General features: G+C 72.1%; 15 protein-coding genes. 7 read left to right on the plus strand and 8 right to left on the minus strand.

Going from position 1 to position 17,617, the window contains the following annotated elements:
- The first annotated feature begins 68 nt into the window (after positions 1–68).
- Both HII36_RS30670 and HII36_RS30675 read left to right on the plus strand, forming a co-directional pair.
- Positions 69–695 (plus strand): HAD family hydrolase, encoded by a 627-nt coding sequence (locus tag HII36_RS30670; protein WP_173526764.1) that lies wholly within the window; start codon positions 69–71, stop codon positions 693–695.
- Between the two features lie 65 nt (positions 696–760).
- The gene (locus HII36_RS30675; protein ID WP_328807960.1) at positions 761–1,519 is read left to right on the plus strand and encodes an HAD family hydrolase; all 759 of its coding nucleotides are present in this window, start codon (positions 761–763) and stop codon (positions 1,517–1,519) included.
- Positions 1,520–1,576: 57 nt separating this feature from the next.
- Here HII36_RS30675 and HII36_RS30680 read toward each other — a convergent pair whose 3' ends face one another.
- Positions 1,577–3,169, minus strand: coding sequence for a penicillin-binding transpeptidase domain-containing protein (locus HII36_RS30680; RefSeq protein WP_173526765.1), 1,593 nt, complete (start codon positions 3,167–3,169; stop codon positions 1,577–1,579).
- A gap of 108 nt (positions 3,170–3,277) precedes the next feature.
- On the opposite strand from HII36_RS30680, the gene HII36_RS30685 reads away from it, so the two are divergent.
- Genes HII36_RS30685 through HII36_RS30695 form a run of 3 tightly spaced genes read left to right on the plus strand, consistent with a single transcriptional unit; the run spans position 3,278 to position 7,093 of the window.
- Entirely contained in the window at positions 3,278–4,219 is a 942-nt protein-coding gene (locus tag HII36_RS30685) for a LysR substrate-binding domain-containing protein (RefSeq protein ID WP_173526766.1), read from the plus strand.
- Complete coding sequence (locus HII36_RS30690) at positions 4,216–5,073, plus strand: serine hydrolase (RefSeq protein ID WP_173526767.1); 858 nt, start codon at positions 4,216–4,218, stop codon at positions 5,071–5,073. The genes HII36_RS30685 and HII36_RS30690 overlap by 4 nt, the downstream gene beginning before the upstream one ends.
- 58 nt (positions 5,074–5,131) lie before the next feature.
- Positions 5,132–7,093: an acetoacetate--CoA ligase gene (locus HII36_RS30695; protein ID WP_173526768.1), complete on the plus strand. Its 1,962-nt coding sequence runs from the start codon at positions 5,132–5,134 to the stop codon at positions 7,091–7,093.
- Positions 7,094–7,112: 19 nt separating this feature from the next.
- Here HII36_RS30695 and HII36_RS30700 read toward each other — a convergent pair whose 3' ends face one another.
- Complete coding sequence (locus tag HII36_RS30700) at positions 7,113–7,673, minus strand: NADPH-dependent FMN reductase (protein WP_173526769.1); 561 nt, start codon at positions 7,671–7,673, stop codon at positions 7,113–7,115.
- 14 nt (positions 7,674–7,687) lie between these two features.
- Complete coding sequence (locus tag HII36_RS57000) at positions 7,688–9,445, minus strand: alcohol dehydrogenase catalytic domain-containing protein (protein ID WP_328807961.1); 1,758 nt, start codon at positions 9,443–9,445, stop codon at positions 7,688–7,690.
- 106 nt (positions 9,446–9,551) lie between these two features.
- Between HII36_RS57000 and HII36_RS30715 the strand changes: the two genes are divergently transcribed.
- Both HII36_RS30715 and HII36_RS30720 read left to right on the plus strand, forming a co-directional pair.
- The gene (locus HII36_RS30715; RefSeq protein WP_173526770.1) at positions 9,552–10,499 is read left to right on the plus strand and encodes an AraC family transcriptional regulator; all 948 of its coding nucleotides are present in this window, start codon (positions 9,552–9,554) and stop codon (positions 10,497–10,499) included.
- 53 nt (positions 10,500–10,552) lie between these two features.
- On the plus strand, positions 10,553–11,797 hold the full coding sequence (locus HII36_RS30720) for an erythromycin esterase family protein (protein ID WP_217370170.1): 1,245 nt from the start codon (positions 10,553–10,555) through the stop codon (positions 11,795–11,797).
- 13 nt (positions 11,798–11,810) lie between these two features.
- Here the strand turns inward: HII36_RS30720 and HII36_RS30725 are convergent, their stop codons facing one another.
- From HII36_RS30725 to HII36_RS30745, 5 genes are all read right to left on the minus strand, one after another.
- Positions 11,811–12,440 (minus strand): GNAT family N-acetyltransferase, encoded by a 630-nt coding sequence (locus tag HII36_RS30725; RefSeq protein WP_173526771.1) that lies wholly within the window; start codon positions 12,438–12,440, stop codon positions 11,811–11,813.
- Positions 12,441–12,485: 45 nt separating this feature from the next.
- Entirely contained in the window at positions 12,486–13,877 is a 1,392-nt protein-coding gene (locus HII36_RS30730; RefSeq protein WP_173526772.1) for an FAD-binding oxidoreductase, read from the minus strand.
- 88 nt (positions 13,878–13,965) lie between these two features.
- Positions 13,966–15,564 carry an NADH-ubiquinone oxidoreductase-F iron-sulfur binding region domain-containing protein gene (locus HII36_RS30735; protein WP_328807962.1) on the minus strand — a complete coding sequence of 533 codons (1,599 nt, stop codon included), beginning with the start codon at positions 15,562–15,564 and terminating at the stop codon, positions 13,966–13,968.
- 61 nt (positions 15,565–15,625) lie between these two features.
- Positions 15,626–16,495: a ferric reductase-like transmembrane domain-containing protein gene (locus tag HII36_RS30740; RefSeq protein WP_173526774.1), complete on the minus strand. Its 870-nt coding sequence runs from the start codon at positions 16,493–16,495 to the stop codon at positions 15,626–15,628.
- A 64-nt stretch (positions 16,496–16,559) separates the two neighbouring features.
- A partial coding sequence (locus HII36_RS30745) for a DUF1996 domain-containing protein (protein ID WP_173526775.1) occupies positions 16,560–17,617 on the minus strand: 1,058 nt, incomplete at its 5' end.

The raw sequence follows: 17,617 nt of genomic DNA on the forward strand, positions 1-17,617 counted from the left end.
CGCGGCCGGCCGCGGCCCTCATGGGCGTGAGCAGGAGTGTCACTCGGGCCGATTAGGCTGGTAGTGACATGACAAAGCACATTATTTGGGATTGGAACGGCACGCTCTTCCACGACATCGATGCCGTGGTCGGAGCGACGAACGAAGTCTTCAGGCCGTACGCGCTTCCCGAGATGACCGCCGACGGCTTCCGCGCCGTCTACACCCGTCCCATCTGGGTCGCCTACGAGCGGATGCTGGGCCGTCCGCTCGACGAGGGCGAGTGGGAGCTGCTGGACACCGGCTTCCACGAGCACTACTTCCGGCTGAGCGCCGCCTGCGGCCTGGCCGCCGACGCCGAGCTGTCACTCATGAGCTGGACGGGCACCCAGTCGCTGTGCTCGATGGCCCCGCACGGCCACCTGGTGCCGATCGTGGAGTCGTTCGGGATCACCCGGCACTTCACCCGCGTCGACGGGCTGCACGGCACCACCGGCGGCGAGAAGGCCGCGCACATGGCCGCGCACCTGGCGGCCATCGGCGTCGACGCCAGGCACGTGCTGGTGATCGGCGACAGCGTGGACGACGGGCTGGCCGCGCGGCACGTCGGCGCCCGGGCGGTGCTGTACACCGGCGGGATGACCACCAGGGCCGAGCTGGCGGAGACCGGGTTCCCGGTCGTCGACACCCTCGCCGAGGCGCTCGACCACGCCTGAGTCCAGGATCGGGCCCGGGACCGGGTTGTGCTGATTTCGTGCGGGGGCGAGCCTCGCGCCGGGCGGTGGCCGTACTCTTGCAGGGTCCCACCCTGGAGGCCGCCATCAACCGCCTTGTGCTCTGGAACGTCGATCTCACGCTGGTCGACGTCGCGATCGTGACCAGGGACGCCTACGCCGAGGCGTTCCGCGCCGTGACCGGGCGCCCGCTGGTCAAGCTGGTCCCGCCGCACGGCCGTCCCGACTCGGAGATCATCTTCGAGACGCTCGCCGTCAACGGGGTCGTCGCCGAGGACGACCACCTGCCCAGGTTCCTGGCCGCGCTGGCCCTGGCCTTCGCCGACCGGCGGGGCCGGCTGGCCAAGGAGGGCCGGATGATGCCCGGGGCCAAGGACGCGCTGAAGTCGGTCGCCAGGCTCGACGGCGTGATCCAGTCGGTGCTGACCGGCACGATCCAGGGCAACGCGGTGCACAAGCTGAAGGCGTTCGGGCTCGACAAGCACATCGACTTCGCGATCGGCGGCTACGGCGAGGAGGTCTACCCCAAGGCCACGCTGCTGCAGGTCGCCCAGGGGCGGGCCAAGCAGCGGCTCGGCACGCCGTTCACCGCGGCCAACACGGTGGTGATCGGCGACTCCACACGCGACGTCCAGGCGGCCAAGATCGGGGGAGCGGCGATGATCGGCGTGGCCTCCGGCCGGTCGATGGCGGGCGAGTTGCGTGAGGCGGGGGCCGACATCGTGCTGCCCGACCTGGCCAACGCGTCCGAGGTGGTGGCCGCCGTGGCGGCGCTGACCGCGCCGCTCGACAGGAAGGCCGGCTGAGAACCGGCCAGGTCGGGTCATGTCGGGGCGGGCCGGGTCAGGCCATGTCGGGGCGGGTCAGGTCAGGGCGTTGAGGAAGCGGGCCGCGATCGGGGCGGCCACCGCCGAGCCCGCGCCGCCGCCCTCGACGATCACCGCGAAGGCCACGTCCCCCCGGTAGCCGATGAACCACGAGTGCGCCGGCGGCTCCTTGCCCGAGCCGTACTCCGCGGTGCCGGTCTTGCCCGCCGCGCCCGCGGGGAAGCGGGCGGCGTGCGCGGTGCCGTCGGTGACCACGGCCGGCATGAGCTTGCGCAGCGCCGCGACGACGTCCTGCTCCAGCGGACGCGGCGCCTGGTCGGCGGGCGCGAGGCCGCCGGTGGTGATCCGCGGCGGCACCCACGCGCCCGAGGCGATGGCCGCCGCCACCGAGGCCATGTTCAGCGGACTGGCCAGCACCCGGCCCTGGCCGATCGAGGCCGAGGCCAGGTCGGTGTCGTCCTTGGGCGCGGGGAACTCGGCACGCACCGCGGGCACCCCCGGCTTGATCGGGACGCCGAAGCCGAAGCTCTCCGCGACCTCGCCGAGCCGGCCCCCGTTCAGGTCGGCCACGCTCAGCTCGCCGAACGTGGTGTTGCACGAGTGCGCGAACGCGTCCTGGAACGACAGCGTGCCGTAGTCCTTGAAGCCGGCGTTGTGGAAGGGGAAGCCGCCGATGTTCTTCTCCGCCGGGCAGGTGACCCGCTGACCCGGCTCGACCCCGTCGGCGACCAGCGCGGACGCGGTCACCACCTTGAACGTCGAGCCCGGCGGGTACTTGCCGAGCAGCGCCCGGTTGAACCCGCCCGGCTTGTTCACCACGGCCAGCATCTCCCCGGTCGAGGCACGCAGCGCCACCAGCGAGGCGGGCTTGGAAACGTCCTCCAGCGCCTGGGCGCCCGCGTGGTGCACCTTGAGGTCGATCGTGGTCTTGACCGGCTCCTTGGTCCCGGGCTCGACCAGGGTCCTGATCACCTCGTCCCCCTGGACGAGCTCGATCCTGCTCTTCGTGCCGGTGCCGAAGCGGTCGGGGTAGGTCTGCTTGATGCCTTCGACGAGCTGCTGCACCGAGCCGGGGGCGTCCGGGCCGCTGATCGTCGTGCCGTCGGCGGCCAGCACCGGCGTCGTGTCGCCCGGTTCGGTGACCAGGCGGATCGACCGGCTCCTGGTGAGCTCGGGGTGCAGGGTGGCCGGGCTCCAGTCGACCTTCCACGCGCCTTCGTGCTCGACCAGCTTGAGCCGTCCGCCGTAGTCCCAGTCGCGCTTGCCCGTCACCTTGGCCTGGAAGCCGATGAAGCCGTTGTCGTCCGGGCCGTTGTCGGCGAAGACGCCCGTGGACACGGGCCGGTCGAAGGCCGCGCCGGTGGCCTTGAGCCCGGTGAGGAAGCGGCGGTGGCGGGTCTCGAAGTCGGCCGGCGGGTCGGCGACCAGCTTGCGCATCTCCCCGTAGTCGCCCGCGGACCAGGCGGCGAGGTAGCGGTCGGCCGTCTCCTCCGGCGCGCCCTCGGTACGCAGTGCCCAGATCACGCCGCCCGCCGCGACGACGGGCACCAGGATCGCCGCGCCGATCCACGGCCACCTGCGCCGCCGGCGTCGCCTGGGTGGCGACTCCGGCTGGAGATATGCGTACATTGTCCCCCTTTGTGGTGCCATGCTGTTGAGGACATCAGAGGGGCGCCGGTCATGTCCAATACTGATATGAGGGATTAATCCATATAAATCTCGCTATAGTTCCTGGTCATGGACCTTGTCCGGCACCTCCGCTACTTCACCGTGGTGGCGGAGGAACTCCACTTCGGCAACGCCGCCATCCGGCTCGGCATGGCCCAGCCGCCGCTCAGCCAGCGCATCAAGCGCCTGGAGGAGGAACTCGGCGTGCGGCTCTTCGACCGCTCGGCCCGCCAGGTCCGACTCACCGAGGCCGGACGGCTGCTGCTCGGCGAGGCCCGCGAGATCGTCGCCAGAGTCGACCGGCTGCACGACCTGCTGCGACAGGGCGAAGGCAGCGTGCTCAAGATCGGCGTCCCGCCCGACCTGGCCGCCGCCGTGATCGCCGCCCTCGTCGCCGGCTTCCGCGAGAGCAACCCGGACGTCCGGCTCGCCCCCGCCGAGATCTGGACCGCCGACCAGGTCACCGCGCTCGCCGAAGGCGCCATCGACGTCGGACTCGTCCGCCACCCCGTCTCGGCCCCCGCGCTGAGCTTCGGCCAGATCCTCGTGCAGCCCTACGGCGTCCTGCTGGCCGCGGACGACCCGCTCGCCGACACCGGCGAAGTGCACCTGGCCGACCTGGCGGGACGCGACCTGCTGATGCCCCCCAGAGAAGGCGAGCCGGGCCTGCGCGCCGAGACCCTGGCCGCCTGCCGCCGCCACGGATACGTACCCGCCCAGGTGCACCAGGGCGCCGGACTCGGCCTCGTCATGGCCGGCGCCGCGGTGGCGTTCGGGCCACGGACGGAGTCGCCGGGGCTGGTGTGGCGGCCGCTGCTAGGCTCGCCGATCGCGAGCCGGGTCTCCACGGCCTGGCGGACGGCCGCCACGGAACGATCCGCCGAGAAGTCAGCCGAGGTCGCGGACTTCACCGCAGTGGCCGTACGGACCTTGAAGGAGAGCGCCGGCATGATCGACGAGGCCGCCGCCCCAGCGCGGCGGGTCAGCCGCAGGCCAGGGATGCTCGCATGACCGGCCCGGACTTCGACGGACTCTTCCGCGGCGCCGGCGTGCGCGGCTGGCTCTACGCCACCGACCTCGACTCCGGCCGCGAGATCGGGCACGGCCCCGACGAACCGCTGCCCGTGGCGTCCATGTTCAAGGTGATGCTGCTGGTCACGCTCTGCCGGCAGGCCGACGCCGGACGGCTCGACCTGGCCGCGCCGCTCACCGTGCCCGCCGAGGGCCGCACGCCAGGACCCACCGGCACCTCGGCCATGCTCGACGACGTCACCATGTCACTGCGCGACCTGGCGTACCTGATGATCGCGGTCAGCGACAACGGCGCCGCCGACGCGCTGCTCGACCTGGCGGGCCGCGACTCGGTCAACACCGTGCTCGACGGCTTCGGCCTGGGGATCACCCGCGTCCTGCACGCCGGCCGCGACTTCAACCGGAGCATGGAGGAGGACACCGGGCACGGCTGGCCGTACCTGGATCCCGACGACATATCCCGGCTACGCGCACTCGACCCGGCCCACACCAACCGCAGCACCCCCAGGGAGATGGCCACCCTGCTCGCCCTGATCTGGCGCGACGAGGCCGCCTCACCCGGAATGTGCGCCTGGATGCGCGGCGTACTGAACATGCAGGTCTGGCCACACCGGCTGGCCTCCGGCTTCCCGTACGACGACGTGGAGGTCAGCGGCAAGACCGGCACGCTCCCCACGCTGCGCAACGAGGCGGGCGTGGTCGAGTACCCCGACGGCGGGCGCTACGCGGTCGCCGTCTTCACCCGCTCCTTCAGCCCCGCCCTGATCCAGCCCCGCGCGGACGCGGTGATCGGTTCCGCCGCCCGTATGGCGGTGGACCACCTACGGAGGTAGCAAGTTATGTGGAGGGTCCGGTATGACTTTCCACCGGCAGGGCGACAGGATGGGGCACATGGTTGCTGAAGGTGCACTTCTCTGGGAACCGACCGAGGAGATCGTTTCTCGCGCCAAGCTCACTCGCTACGTGGAGTGGCTGGGACGTTCCGGGTCGAGTTACGAGGAGGTGTGGCGGTGGTCGGTCGATCGGCCCGACGAGTTCTGGGCCTCGATCTGGGACTACTTCGACGTGATCGGCGAACGTGGTGACGGGCCCGTCATCTCTGGGACGATGCCGGACGTCCAATGGTTCACCGGGAGCTCCATCAACTACGCCGAGAACGCGCTGAGTCGTGTCGAGGGTGTGGCCGTGGTCTTCGTCTCCGAGGACGGCGCCAGGCAGGAGCTGACCTACGCCGAGCTGCGTGCCGAGGTGGCGCGGGTGCGTGCCGGGCTGGTGCGGCTCGGGGTGGAGCGCGGCGACCGGGTGGCCGGGTATCTGCCGAACATCCCGCAGGCCCTGATCGCGTTCCTGGCCACGGCCTCGCTGGGGGCCGTCTGGTCGGCCGGTTCGCCCGATTTCGGGGTGCCGAGCATCGTCGACAGGTTCAAGCAGATCGAGCCGAAGGTGCTGATCGCGGTCGACGGCTACCACTACAACGGCAAGGACTACGACCGTACGGCGGCGGTGAACGAGATCGCCGCCGAGCTGCCGTCGCTGCGTGCCACGGTGTGGATTCCGTACCTGGCGGCCGCGGCGGAGGGGCAGCCGCCGCAGCAGGCCGAGCCGATGCCGGTGCACACCTCGGTGCTGCCGCGTGGCGAGGTGATCGGCTGGGAGGGGCTGCGGGCCGAGGAGGGGCCGCTGGAGTTCGAGCGGGTGCCGTTCGGTCATCCGCTGTGGATCCTGTACTCCTCGGGTACGACCGGGCTGCCCAAGCCGATCGTGCACGGGCACGGCGGCGTGGTGCTGGAGCACCTCAAGTCGCTCACCTTCCACCAGGACCTGGGTGAGGAGGACGTGTTCTTCTGGTACACCACCACGGGCTGGATGATGTGGAACTACCTCATCGGCGGTCTGCTGGTGGGGGCCACGCCGGTGTTGTACGACGGCTCGGCCACGCATCCGTCGGCCGCGGCCCTGTGGCGCATCGCGGACTCGGAAGGGGTGACGTACTTCGGGGTCGGCGCGCCGTACGTGATGGCCTCGCAGAAGGCCGGGATCCAGCCTGAGGGGATGGGCGGGCTGCGCGGGCTCGGTTCGACCGGCTCGCCGCTGCCGCCGGAGGGTTTCGCGTGGGTGGCCGAGGCGCTGCCCGGGGTGCCGCTGGGGTCGTTCTCCGGCGGCACGGACGTGTGCACCGGCTTCGTCGGCGCGACGATGCTGCACCCGATCAGGGCCGGGATCATCCCGTGCCGCTCGCTCGGGGCCAGGGTGGAGTCGTTCGACCCGTCGGGCAAGGCGGTGGTGGGCGAGGTCGGCGAGCTGGTGCTGACCCAGCCGATGCCGTCGATGCCGGTGATGTTCTGGAACGACCCCGACGGCGAGCGTTACCGGGAGAGCTACTTCGACGTCTACCCGGGCGTGTGGCGGCACGGCGACTGGATCAAGATCAACGAGGACGGCAGCTGCGTCATCTACGGCCGCTCGGACTCGACGCTGAACCGTGGTGGCGTGCGGATGGGCACCAGCGAGTTCTACCGGGTGGTCGAGCGTTTCGACGAGATCGCCGACAGCCTGGTGATCGACACCGGCCAGCTCGGGCAGGAGGGCCGGCTGCTCCTCTACGTGACGCTGGCCGAGGGCGTCACGCTGACGGAGGAGCTGGAGCGGAGTCTGTGCCAGGCGCTGCGCCAGGAGCTCTCGCCCCGGCACGTGCCGAACGAGATCCGGGTGGTGCCGGGCATCCCGCGGACGTTGTCGGGCAAGAAGCTGGAGGTCCCGGTACGCAAGATCCTGCTCGGCACACCGGTCGAGCAGGCGGCCAACCCCGACGCGATGGCCAACCCGGAGGTGCTCGAACACTTCCGTCCGTGACGCGGTGACCGGGCGGGCGTCAGGCGGCGCGCAGCGGGCGCAGCGCGGTGCTCCAGGCGATGAGCTTGTCCAGCATGGCGGTGACGGCGAGTTCCTGACGCTCGGCCGGGGTGAAGCGGGTGTAGTCCGTGAAATCGGTGTGCAGCGACAGCGCGACCTGTGAGGTGACGGTCGCCATGTGGAGCTGGCCGAGGATCTGGCGGAGGTGTTCGGCGGCCCGGACGCCTCCGTCGACGCCGTAGCTGACCAGCCCGGCGGCTTTGTCGGCCCATTCGTGGAACAGGTAGTCGATGGCGTTCTTCAGCGTGCCCGTGGTGGAGTGGTTGTACTCGGGGGTCACGAAGACGAAGCCGTCGAACCTGGTGATCGTCTCGGCCCAGGTCCTGGAGTGGGCGTGCGCGTACTGGCCGGTCGCGGCGGGCAGCGGCTCGTTCAGCAGGGGCAGGTCGAAAGCGGCGAGGTCGAGGAGTTCGAAGTGGGCGTCGGACCGCTTGGCGGCCAGGTCGTGCACCCACTGGGCGACGCCGTCGGCCACGCGGCTGGGCCGGGTGCTGCCGATGATGATGCCGATCTTGATCATTGTCTGAACCCTTTCTAGGGATGAATGGTGATTTTTCCGGCGGGGAGGGTGCCTGACTCGGCGCGGCGATGCAGGTCGGCCAGGTGCTCCAAGGGGTGCGACTCGGCGATCCGCACGGTGAGCCGGCCCTCGTCGATCCGGGCCGCCAGGTCGGCCAGCTGGCCGGGATCGCTCCTGCTGACGAAGTGGGTGCCGCCGGGGATCGGGGTGGCCACGGTGACGACCACCCGGCCGAGCGTGGCCAGCACGGCCGCCGTCGAGTCGGGGACCGCCGCCAGGTTCAGCACCACGTCCATGCCGCCGGGCAGTGGTGTGGTGGTGTAGTCGATCACCTCGTCGGCGCCGTACGCGGCCAGGGCGGCGGCGCCGCGCGGGCTCGCCGTGCCGATCACGACGGCTCCCGCGTGCTTGGCCAGTTGCACCGCGAACATGCCGATCCCGCCGCCCGCCCCGTTGATCAGCACCCGTTGGCCGGGGGAGACGCGGGCGTGCTCGAAGACCGCCTGCCAGGCCGTCAGACCGGCCACCGGGATGGCCGCCGCGTCGGTCAGCGGGATGCTCCGCGGCGCCCTGGCCAGCGCGTCCGCCGGGGCCGTGACGTATTCGGCGGCGGCGCCGGGCACCAGGCCGAACACCCGGTCTCCCGGCCGGAACACGCTGACGTCCGCGCCGGTCTCGACGACCGTGCCCGAGACGTCCCAGCCGAGCGTGTACGGCAGCGCGATGGGCAGCACGTCGCGCAGCAGCCCCGCGCGCAGTCCAAGCTCCGACGGGTTGAACGAGGTGGCGGCCACCTCGATGAGCACCTCGCCGGGGCCCGGCGCGGGCCGGGGGATCCGGTCCTGACGGATGACCGAGGCGTCGCCGTAGCCGTGGATCCGCGCGGCCCGCATCAACGGCACGCGCCGCGATTCGTGAGACGGCTCGGTCGCCGGAGAGGCCGCCGCCTGCGTCGGCAGCGCTTCCTCGCTCGGCCCGGACGCGAAGGCGGCGGCGTGTTCGCGGGCCCAGTCGTGGAAGGTGGCGGCCGGGGTCTTGGTGACGTCCTCGATCGTGGAGGTGGTCGGACCGGGCGTCGTGACGAGCTCGGCCAGGGCGGCCAGCGCGCCGTCGGCCGCCTGCGCGTCCCAGCCGGCCGCGAGCAGGCCGGCCCGCGCCTCGGCGGGCGGCGCGTCTTCCCAGCGGACCGGGATCCCGGCCGCCGCGCCGATGATGCGGGCCTGCTCGGCCCGGGTGAGCGACTGAGGCCCGGTCAGCTCGTAGGCCCGGCCGTGGTGGCCGTCCGAGGTCAGCGCGAGCACGGCGACGCGGGTCAGATCCCGCTCGTGCACCGGCGATGCCGCGGCCTGCCCGTACGGCTCCCGCACCACGCCCGACGCCACCTGGCCGGCCCACCGCAGCGCGTTGGCCGCGAAGACGTGCGGCCGCAGGAAGGTCCACTCCAGCCCTGACCCCTCGATCAGCCGCTCGACCTCGCGCTCGTACGGCCGGCGCGCGGCGGAGGACAGGTAGACCACGCGCCGGGCCCGCCGCGCGATGGCCGAGACGGCTTCCGCCGCCCCCTCGGCGGTCGCGAACGGCCACACCAGGAACACCGCCGCCACGTCGTCGAGAGGCAGCGACGCGGGATCGGTCAGGTCTCCGGCCACGAATCCGTCCGCCGGACCCGGCGCCCTGGTCATCGCCCTGACCGGGACACCGGCCGCGCGTAGCTGAGACGTCACCTGGGACCCGACCGTGCCGGTCGCCCCGGTGACCAAGATTGCGCTCACCAAGCACTCCTTCCGTCGACACCAACCGTAGGAGCGCGGGTGGAGACAACCAATGCGACAGAATCTGTGTTTCATACGCGATCGTCTCGTGGTCTAGACTTTCGTTGTGGACGTGCTCAGCGACGTGATCGCCATCATGCGTACCGGACGCCCGCGCTCGGCCCGGGTCGAGTGGCACGCCCCCTGGGGCCAGCACTTCCCCTCGGTCCCCGGCGCGCCGGGCTTCCAGGTGATCCTGCAAGGCTCGTGCTGGCTGATCAGGCCCGACGGCGACCCGGTCGCGCTCTCGGTGGGCGACGTCGTGTTCTTCCCCCGCGGTCACGGCTACGCCCTGGCCGACAGCCCCGACACCCCGGTGGCCGAGAACGACTGCGATCCGCTCGATCCGGACGCCCACCTGTTCGCCTCGGCCTCCGTGGGCGGGGGCACGGGCGCGACCACGGTCACGCTGTGCGGCGGCTTCCAGCTCGACCCGAGCCGGGCCCACCCCGCCCTGCGCGACCTGCCCAATCTGATCCACCTGCCGGCCGGCCTCGGGCGGCACCCCGAGCTGCGCACCGCGATGGAACTGCTCGGCGCGGAGATCGAGCGGCCCCGCCTGGGCGCCGACACGGTGGTGTCGTCGCTGCTTGAGGTGTTGCTGCTGTACATCCTGCGGGCCTGGTTGAACGCCGAGCCCGGCCAGTGCGCGGTCGGTGGCTGGGCGGCGGCCCTGGCCGATGCGGGCATCAGCGCCGCGCTCGACGCCATGCACCGCGATCCCGCGCACCCGTGGACGGTCCAGGAGCTGGGCGTGCGGGCGGGAATGTCGCGGGCCGCGTTCGCCCGCCGCTTCACGTCGCTGGTCGGGCAGCCGCCGCTGACGTACCTGACCTGGTGGCGGCTGGCCTCGGCGGCACGGCTGCTGCACGAGACGGACGAGTCGCTGGCCGAGATCGCCGCCCGCGTCGGGTACGGCTCCGAGTTCGCCTTCGCGAACGCCTTCAAACGCCAGTTCGGCACCTCACCCGGCAGGTACCGGCGCGAGGGGTGCCCGCTCGCCGCGGCCCGCTGAGGTCGATACTTTGGGTTGATGAAACCGGGTTCGGAGGTTGGCACGATCGACGTATGCCCACGAACGTGATCACCGACTGGCTGGCCGAGCGGGCCGTCGACCTGGGCGATCTGAACCCGGGCGTTGCGCTCGACCTGGAGCCGATGCGCGCGGCGTTGGCGGACGTGCGGGTGGCCGGGCTCGGCGAGGCCACGCACGGCACCGGTGAGTTCTTCCTGCTCAAGCACGTGCTGCTGCGGTTCATGGTGACGGAGCTGGGCTTCAACGTGCTGGCCATGGAGGCGAGCGCGGCCGCCTCGAAGGCGGTCGACGACTACGTGGTGCACGGCGTCGGAGACCCGGCCGAGGCGCTGGCGGGGCTGGGCTTCTGGACCTGGCGCACCACCGAGGTGCTGGCCGTGCTCGAATGGCTGCGCGAGCACAACCGCACGGCCGCGACCAAGGTGCGTTTCGTCGGCATCGACCCGCAGATCCCCGGCGAATCGCTGCGCAGGCTCGACGGGTGGTTCGGGGAATCGGCGCCCGAGCTGCTGGCCCCGCTCGCCCCGCTCGCGGACTTCCGCCTGGGGCTGCATCCGCCGCTCGGCGAAGACGTCGTGGCCGGCGCGCGCCGCCTGCTGGACTTCGTCACCGCGGCCGGAACCGACCAGGCCGACACCGGTGCCGGTGCCAGGGCCGATGCCGACGCCAGGGCTGATGCCAGGACCGTGTTGCAGGCCGCCGAGCTGGCGACCCGCCCCTTCGTGCACCAGGACCCGGAACGCACGATCTCCATGGCCCGCGACCGTTTCATGGCCGACAACGTGGACGAGATCCTGCGCGACCCGGCCGCCCGGGTGGCCGTCTGGGCGCACAACGGGCACGTCATGCGGGGCGAGCACCCCCGCGCGGGCGTCACCACGATGGGCAGGCACCTGGCCGAGCGGCACGGGTCCGGCTACTACGCGCTCGGGCTGCTGTTCGGCGAGGGCGAGTTCAGGGCCCGCCGCCACGGGTTCCTGCGCCGGGTCGACCCGGACAAGCCGCCGGTGATCGCCAAGGTGCCGCCGGCGCGGACGCCGAAGGTGGTCGAGGCCAGGCTGGCCGCCGCCGGGCCCGCCAACTACCTGCTCGACCTCAGGACCGGCACGCCGCCTGAAGCCGTGCGGACGTGGCTGGGCGAGCCCGCGTACGTGCGCACGTTCGGCGCGGTGGTGGGCAGGTTCCGCTACAAGACCACCTTCGCCCAGACCGTGCCGGCCGAGCAGTTCGACGGCCTGGCGTTCGTCTCGCGCGGCACGGCCTCACACCCGCTGTAGCGGCCTGCGCGGGTCAGAGGCCGAGGATCGGCAGGCAGGGCGCGAGGTTGTGGATCTCGACGTCGGGCTGGTCGGCCCAGTCGTCACTGGTCAGGCGGAAGCGCCTGAGCATCGTCCGGGTTCCCTGCCGGTTGTGCACGGCGGTGCCGTCGTCGCGGTAGCCGAGCTTCGCGGTGACGGACAGCGAGGCGTGGTTGTCCTCGAACGCCGAGGTCACCGCGTCGGTGGCGCCGAGGCCCGCGAAGGCGAACTGGAGCGCGGCCCGGCGCATCTCGGTGCCGATGCCCCGGCCCTGGAAGCGGCGGCCCAGCCAGGAGCCGGTGAGCACCTCGCGCGTGACGGGGAAGTCGGTCGCCTGCACGCCCTGCGTTCCGACGACCTCGCCCTCGAACACCGCCACGAACGCCAGGTTCCAGGCGGCCGGGCTCAGCTCGCCCCAGGTGCGGAAGTGGAACTGCAGCGTGCTGCGGCCCCGCTCGGCCGGCCCGGTGTCGGACCAGGGGAACGCGAAGGGCATGGATCCGGCGTCGTGGATGCCCTCGGCCGCCCGGTCGGCCAGCTCGTCGAGGTCGTCGAGCGACGGGAGACGCAGTTCGAGCCGCGGCGTGGTGACGGACAGGTCGAAGAACGGCCAGTTACGCATGCTGCGAAATTGTCGCAGCTCACGCCGGTCGGCCGCGAACCGGTTTCACACGCCCTGCGGCAGGCGGAACAGCCGGTCCGGGTCGTAGGTGGCCTTCACCTCGGCCAGCCGCGCCGCGTTCGGGCCGTAGTACGCGCCGCGCCACGACCGCAGATCGGGGTCGGCGTAGTTGACGTACGCGTGGTCGCCGAAGTGCGGAGCCAGGTCGCCGTGGATGTCACGCAGCCAGCGGCGGTCCATGCCGTCGGCGTAGTACTGCACGCTGAACAGCGCCGCCCGGTGCGGGAACGCGGTCGCCTGCGGCCCGACCCGGCCGATCGCGCCGCCCAGCGCGTCGAGCAGCACCGAGTGCCGGCCGCGCCTGGCCACCCCGTCGACCAGCGTGCGCACACCGGCGGCCGGCAGCGGCCGGTAGGCCACGTGCGACTTGGCCGAGAACGACGTGCGCGGCGTCCGCGCGCACTGCTCCACAGTGCGTGACACGCACCCGGCCATGATCATCATGGCCTTCTGGTAGGAGACGGACCTGACGGAACGGGACGAGGTCCGCCCGATCTTGCCCGTCAGCGGCGTGAGCAGCCGGTCCAGCGCCGCCTTGCCGCCCAGGTACACGCCGGCGATCTGCACGTCCAGGCCGCCGAGCCCGCGCGTGAGATGCAGCGTGGACCACAGCTCGTCCGGCGCGTACGGCGCCCACGCCTGCCAGGCGCGCACCGCGGCCCGCGCCTTGGCCCACGGCCAGTGCAGGAAGAACACGGTGACGTCGCGCGTGGCGTGGGTGCGGTAGGTGAAGGAGACCGCCACGCCGAAGTTCCCGCCGCCACCGCCCCTGCACGCCCAGTACAGGCCGGCGTGGTGGCCGGAGTCGCAGGTCAGCAGCCGGCCGTCGGCCGTGACGATCTTGACGGACTCCAGCGTGTCGCAGGTCAGCCCGTACTTCCTGGAGACCACGCCGATCCCGCCGCCCAGCGTCAGCCCGCCGATGCCGACGGTCGGGCAGGTCCCGGCCGGGATGCTCACCCCGTGCCTGCCGAGCTGCTCGTAGACGTCGATGAGCTTGGCTCCCGCGCCGACCGTGGCCCGCCCGGCCGCGTACGAGACGCCGTTCATCCGCGAGACGTCGATCACCAGGCCGGTGCCCGTGGACCAGCCCGCGTACGAGTGACCGCCGGACCTGGCGGTGACGGGCAGCCCGTTGGCCCGGGCGAACCCCAGGCATCTGGCCACGTCGGAGGCGTTGGCGCAGTACGCGACGCCGCCCGGCTTGATCGCGTCGTAGGCCGGGTTGTACAGGCGGCGCGCCCGCGCGTACCCGGCGTCGCCGGGCAGCACCAGCGTGCCGGTGAGCTGCCTGCGCAGGCCCGCCCAGTCGGGTGGCGGCGCGGCGGCCAGCACCGGGACGAACGCGGCGACGTGCAGGAAGTCGCGGCGGTCCATGGGCCTCCCGTCGATCGTGCGGAACCGATCGATGAGACGCCCGAGGAGGCCGACAGGTTGGTCACAAAACCATCACTGTCAGGACGCATCACCGTGCGCTCCCGCCGAATCCGGAAATGGGGGTGGCCGACCCGCCCGCCACGCCTGCCAGCCGGGCCGACGCCTTCTTCAGCACGCCCTCCCTGACCAGCCGCAACGGCGAGACCACGGGCCGTTCGGAGCCGCTGGTCGTGCTCACACGCAACGCCAGCGCCGGGCACATCTCGACCGCCCGCCGCGCCTCCCTGGCCATCCAGCCGGGCACGTTGCGGAAGGACGGGAAACCGTACTCGTCCAGGTCCACGAACTCGGGCAGCAGGTGGGCGCAGAGGCCGTGGCCCTGGCAGCGGGTCCAGTCCACCTCCAGCCGGTACTCGGGGTCGGCCTCGGGCTCGGGCAGCGGCAGCACGCCGCGTACCGGGCGGCCGCACGAGCCGTGCTCCAGGTGCAGGGCGATCTCGCTCTCGAACGCGTCCATCGCCGACAACACGAACCTGGCCGTGCCGTCGGGGTGGAAGCAGGCGCCCCGGCGCTCGATGGCGCGTACCGCGCGGCGCACGGCGTCCTGCGAGCCGGTGCCCTCGGCCAGCGCGCACAGCGTGCGCGCCACGTCGGGCAGCCCGAGACGGCAGGGACCGCACTGCCCGGACGACTGCGCGGCCAGATACGTCGCCACCCTGGCCGCCTCACCGAGCGGGCAGGTCGCCTCGCCGAGCGGGACGATGATCCCGGCGCCCAGGTCGCCGCCGGCCAGTTTCATGCCCTCGCGCGAGATCACCGCGTGCAGCGCGGCCTCGGCCGGCAGCCACGCGCCGTGGTACCCGCCGACCAGGACCCCGTCGCCGGGCTCGGCCTCGCACAGTTCGAGCACGTCGGCCAGCGGGGTGCCGGTGGGCACCTCGACCACCGCGCCGGCGGCCGCGCCGCCGCTCACGCTGAGCAGCACCGTGCCCGGCTCCCTGCCGGTGCCGACCTCGGCGTACTTGGCCGGGCCGTACTCGGCCAGCAGCGCGAACTGGGCGAAGGTCTCGGTGTTCGACAGCAGGGTCGGCAGGCCGTCCACGCCGCTCTCGCTGGCCCGGCGCTTCCTGCCGGGCGGCACGGCCTCCATGCCGTTCACGCCGCGGACGAGCGCGCCGCCCTCGCCGGAGATGAACCGCTCGGGCAGCCCGACCACGCGGATGCCGATCCTGCTCTCGGCCGCGCCGGCCAGGTTCGCGGCCCGCCGCTCGGCCACGGCCGCGCACAGCGAGCCCTCGGCCACCGAGCCCTCGACGGTGGCCACGACCACCTCGCGGGCCCGCAGCGCGTGCGCGGCGAGCACCGCGCCGTCCAGCACCAGGTGCGGGGTGCGCACCAGCAACATCGTGTCCTTGGAACTGGCGGGCTCGCCCTCGGCGCCGTTGACCAGCACGACGCTCTCGCGCCCGCCCGCCGCGTCGGCGACGGCCCGCAGCTTGCGCCCGAACGGGAACGCCGCGCCGCCTCTGCCGCGCAGGTCCACGTCGTTCACCTCGGCGATGAGCTCGGCCAGGTCGCGGGGTTCGAGCACGCCGTGCAGCGTGCGGTGGGCCGGCAGGTCGAGCCGGCGGCAGTGGTCGAGCCCCGCGGTGAGCCTGGCGGGGCCGAGCCGCAACACCCGCGGCACCCGGTGCGGTATCACGGCCGCCCCCTGAGGGACGGCCGTGGGACGCGGATCCTGCGCGCGATCATCCTGCCTCCCGGAACTTGCGCCTGGCCTCGGCGAGGCTCACCGGCGCGCTGATCTGCTCCTGCCGCTCGTCCCGCACCTGCACCTGCGCCTGGGCCTGCGCCTGGGCGCGGGCTTGGGCTTGCGGTTGGGTCTGGGGCGCGGCGGGCGCGCGGACGACGGCCTGAGGCGCGGTCACGGCCGGCCCCTGCACCTTCTCCGGCAGCGCCGGCGGCCGGCGCAGCGTCGCGATCACGCGGACCAGCAGCGCGGAGCCGACCGCCGCCAGACACGCCACGTACGACCACGCCACCCACCCGTCGGCCGGCCGGCCCGCGCTCAGCCCGTGCAGAATGGCCACGGGCCAGGCCAGGTACGCCGCCGAGTGCAGGGCCCGCCACAGCCAGGGAGAGCCGCGCCCGGCGAACCTGCCCCGCACCATCCCGGTGGCCACGGTCACGACCACCAGGTAGAAGGCCAGCGTGCCGAGCCCCACGTAGAGGCCGGCCACCGGCACGACGGCCGCGCCGATCGGCACGTGCCCGAGACCGATCATGATGGCCACGTGCGTGACCAGGTACGCCACCCCGATGAAGGCGGTGGCCCGGTGCGCGAGCTGAGCCTTGATCCGGTTGGCCGGAGTCAGGAAGACGCGTTCCGTGGTGAGCAGGCCGAGCGCGACCGTCGCGGTCAGCATCACCAGGGCGAGCACGCCCGCGTAGAACTCTAGGTAGCTCACCCCGCGGGCCAGTAGCGCGACGCCGCGTTCCGTCCTGGTCAGCGCGAACACCGACAGCAGGATGGCCGTGATCGAGGCGCTCGCCCCCAGCCGGACGTTTCTCGAGTCCAGCTTGGTGGGGGCGTGCCGGGGATGTCGTCTGTGGAGCATCTACTTCCCTCCAAGGTCGGTTGAGGGTGCGACTCGGAAGGCTGCGGCCCACGTGACGGTCAGATCAGCAACGGCGTCCGCGGTTGATGCAGTTCACGACGAACGACATCAGCCGGTCGGGCATGACGTTGGCGAAGTCCGCGTGGTCGGTGACCGGGTTGTGCTTCTGTTCAGGGAATGCGTCCACAGCGAAGGAAGGACCCTGGGGCACCGAATAGGCGAGGATCATCCGTAGCTGGGGCACTGCGCGGGTGCCCTGTGGACACGCACCACCCTGACCGGGGAAGACCACGTGCGTGCGGTGGTTGGCGCTGTCGGTGTTCTGACCGTCCCAGCAGCTTGGGAAATCCAGAATACGGAGAACCTGGCTGCCACGCGGGCAAAGCGGATATTTGTTAGTGCTGATGCGATTGTTGAAACCGGTGCAGGACCAGCGGGCCCTGGCGTTGGCGCCGCCGTTCGTGCCGGCCTTGGCGTCACCGGTGATCAACCGCATGAACCTGGGCATCGCGGTCACCCTGGCCTGGGCGTTGCCGCGGAACTGCAGCGTCACCGAGTTGGCGCGCAGGATCTGGCCGATGTTGCCGTCGGGGTCGTTCGCGTTGGCGTCCACCCTGCGGTTGCGCAGCACCGGCCAGAAGTAGGTCGACCTGTCGTTGAGCCGGCACGTGGTGCCCGCGGCGGCCAGGCTCTGGTCGGTGGAGAACGCGTCCGTGGACAGGTTGCCGACGTAGTCGTGCTGGTGGTGCGCGCCGTTGCTGACGCCGGGGGCCACGATGAAGTTGTCGGGGTTGATGTGCCGGTTGCGGTTGGTGCCGCACTGGGCGACGAACGTGCCGCGCGAGGCGTTCCTGCCGGGCCTGGCGTCGAGTTGGAGCGGCGGGACCTGGCGGATGTTCACGAAGTCGGCGAGCGACGGGCCGATCTGGGCGCACTCGTCCTCGTCCTGGGGCGGTTCGCTCTGCGTGGGCGACGGGGACGGGTCCTGGCTCGGGTCCTGGCTCGGGTCTTGGGTCGGATCCTGGCTCGGGTCCTGGCCTTGATCGGGGTTCTGGCTCTGGTCGGGGTTCTGGCCCTGGTCCGGGTTCTGGTCCTGGTCCTGGTCCGGGTTCTGGGTGGGGC

Origin of the sequence: Nonomuraea antri (genome assembly GCF_013283785.1) — a bacterium.
GTDB classification, from domain to species: domain Bacteria; phylum Actinomycetota; class Actinomycetes; order Streptosporangiales; family Streptosporangiaceae; genus Nonomuraea; species Nonomuraea antri.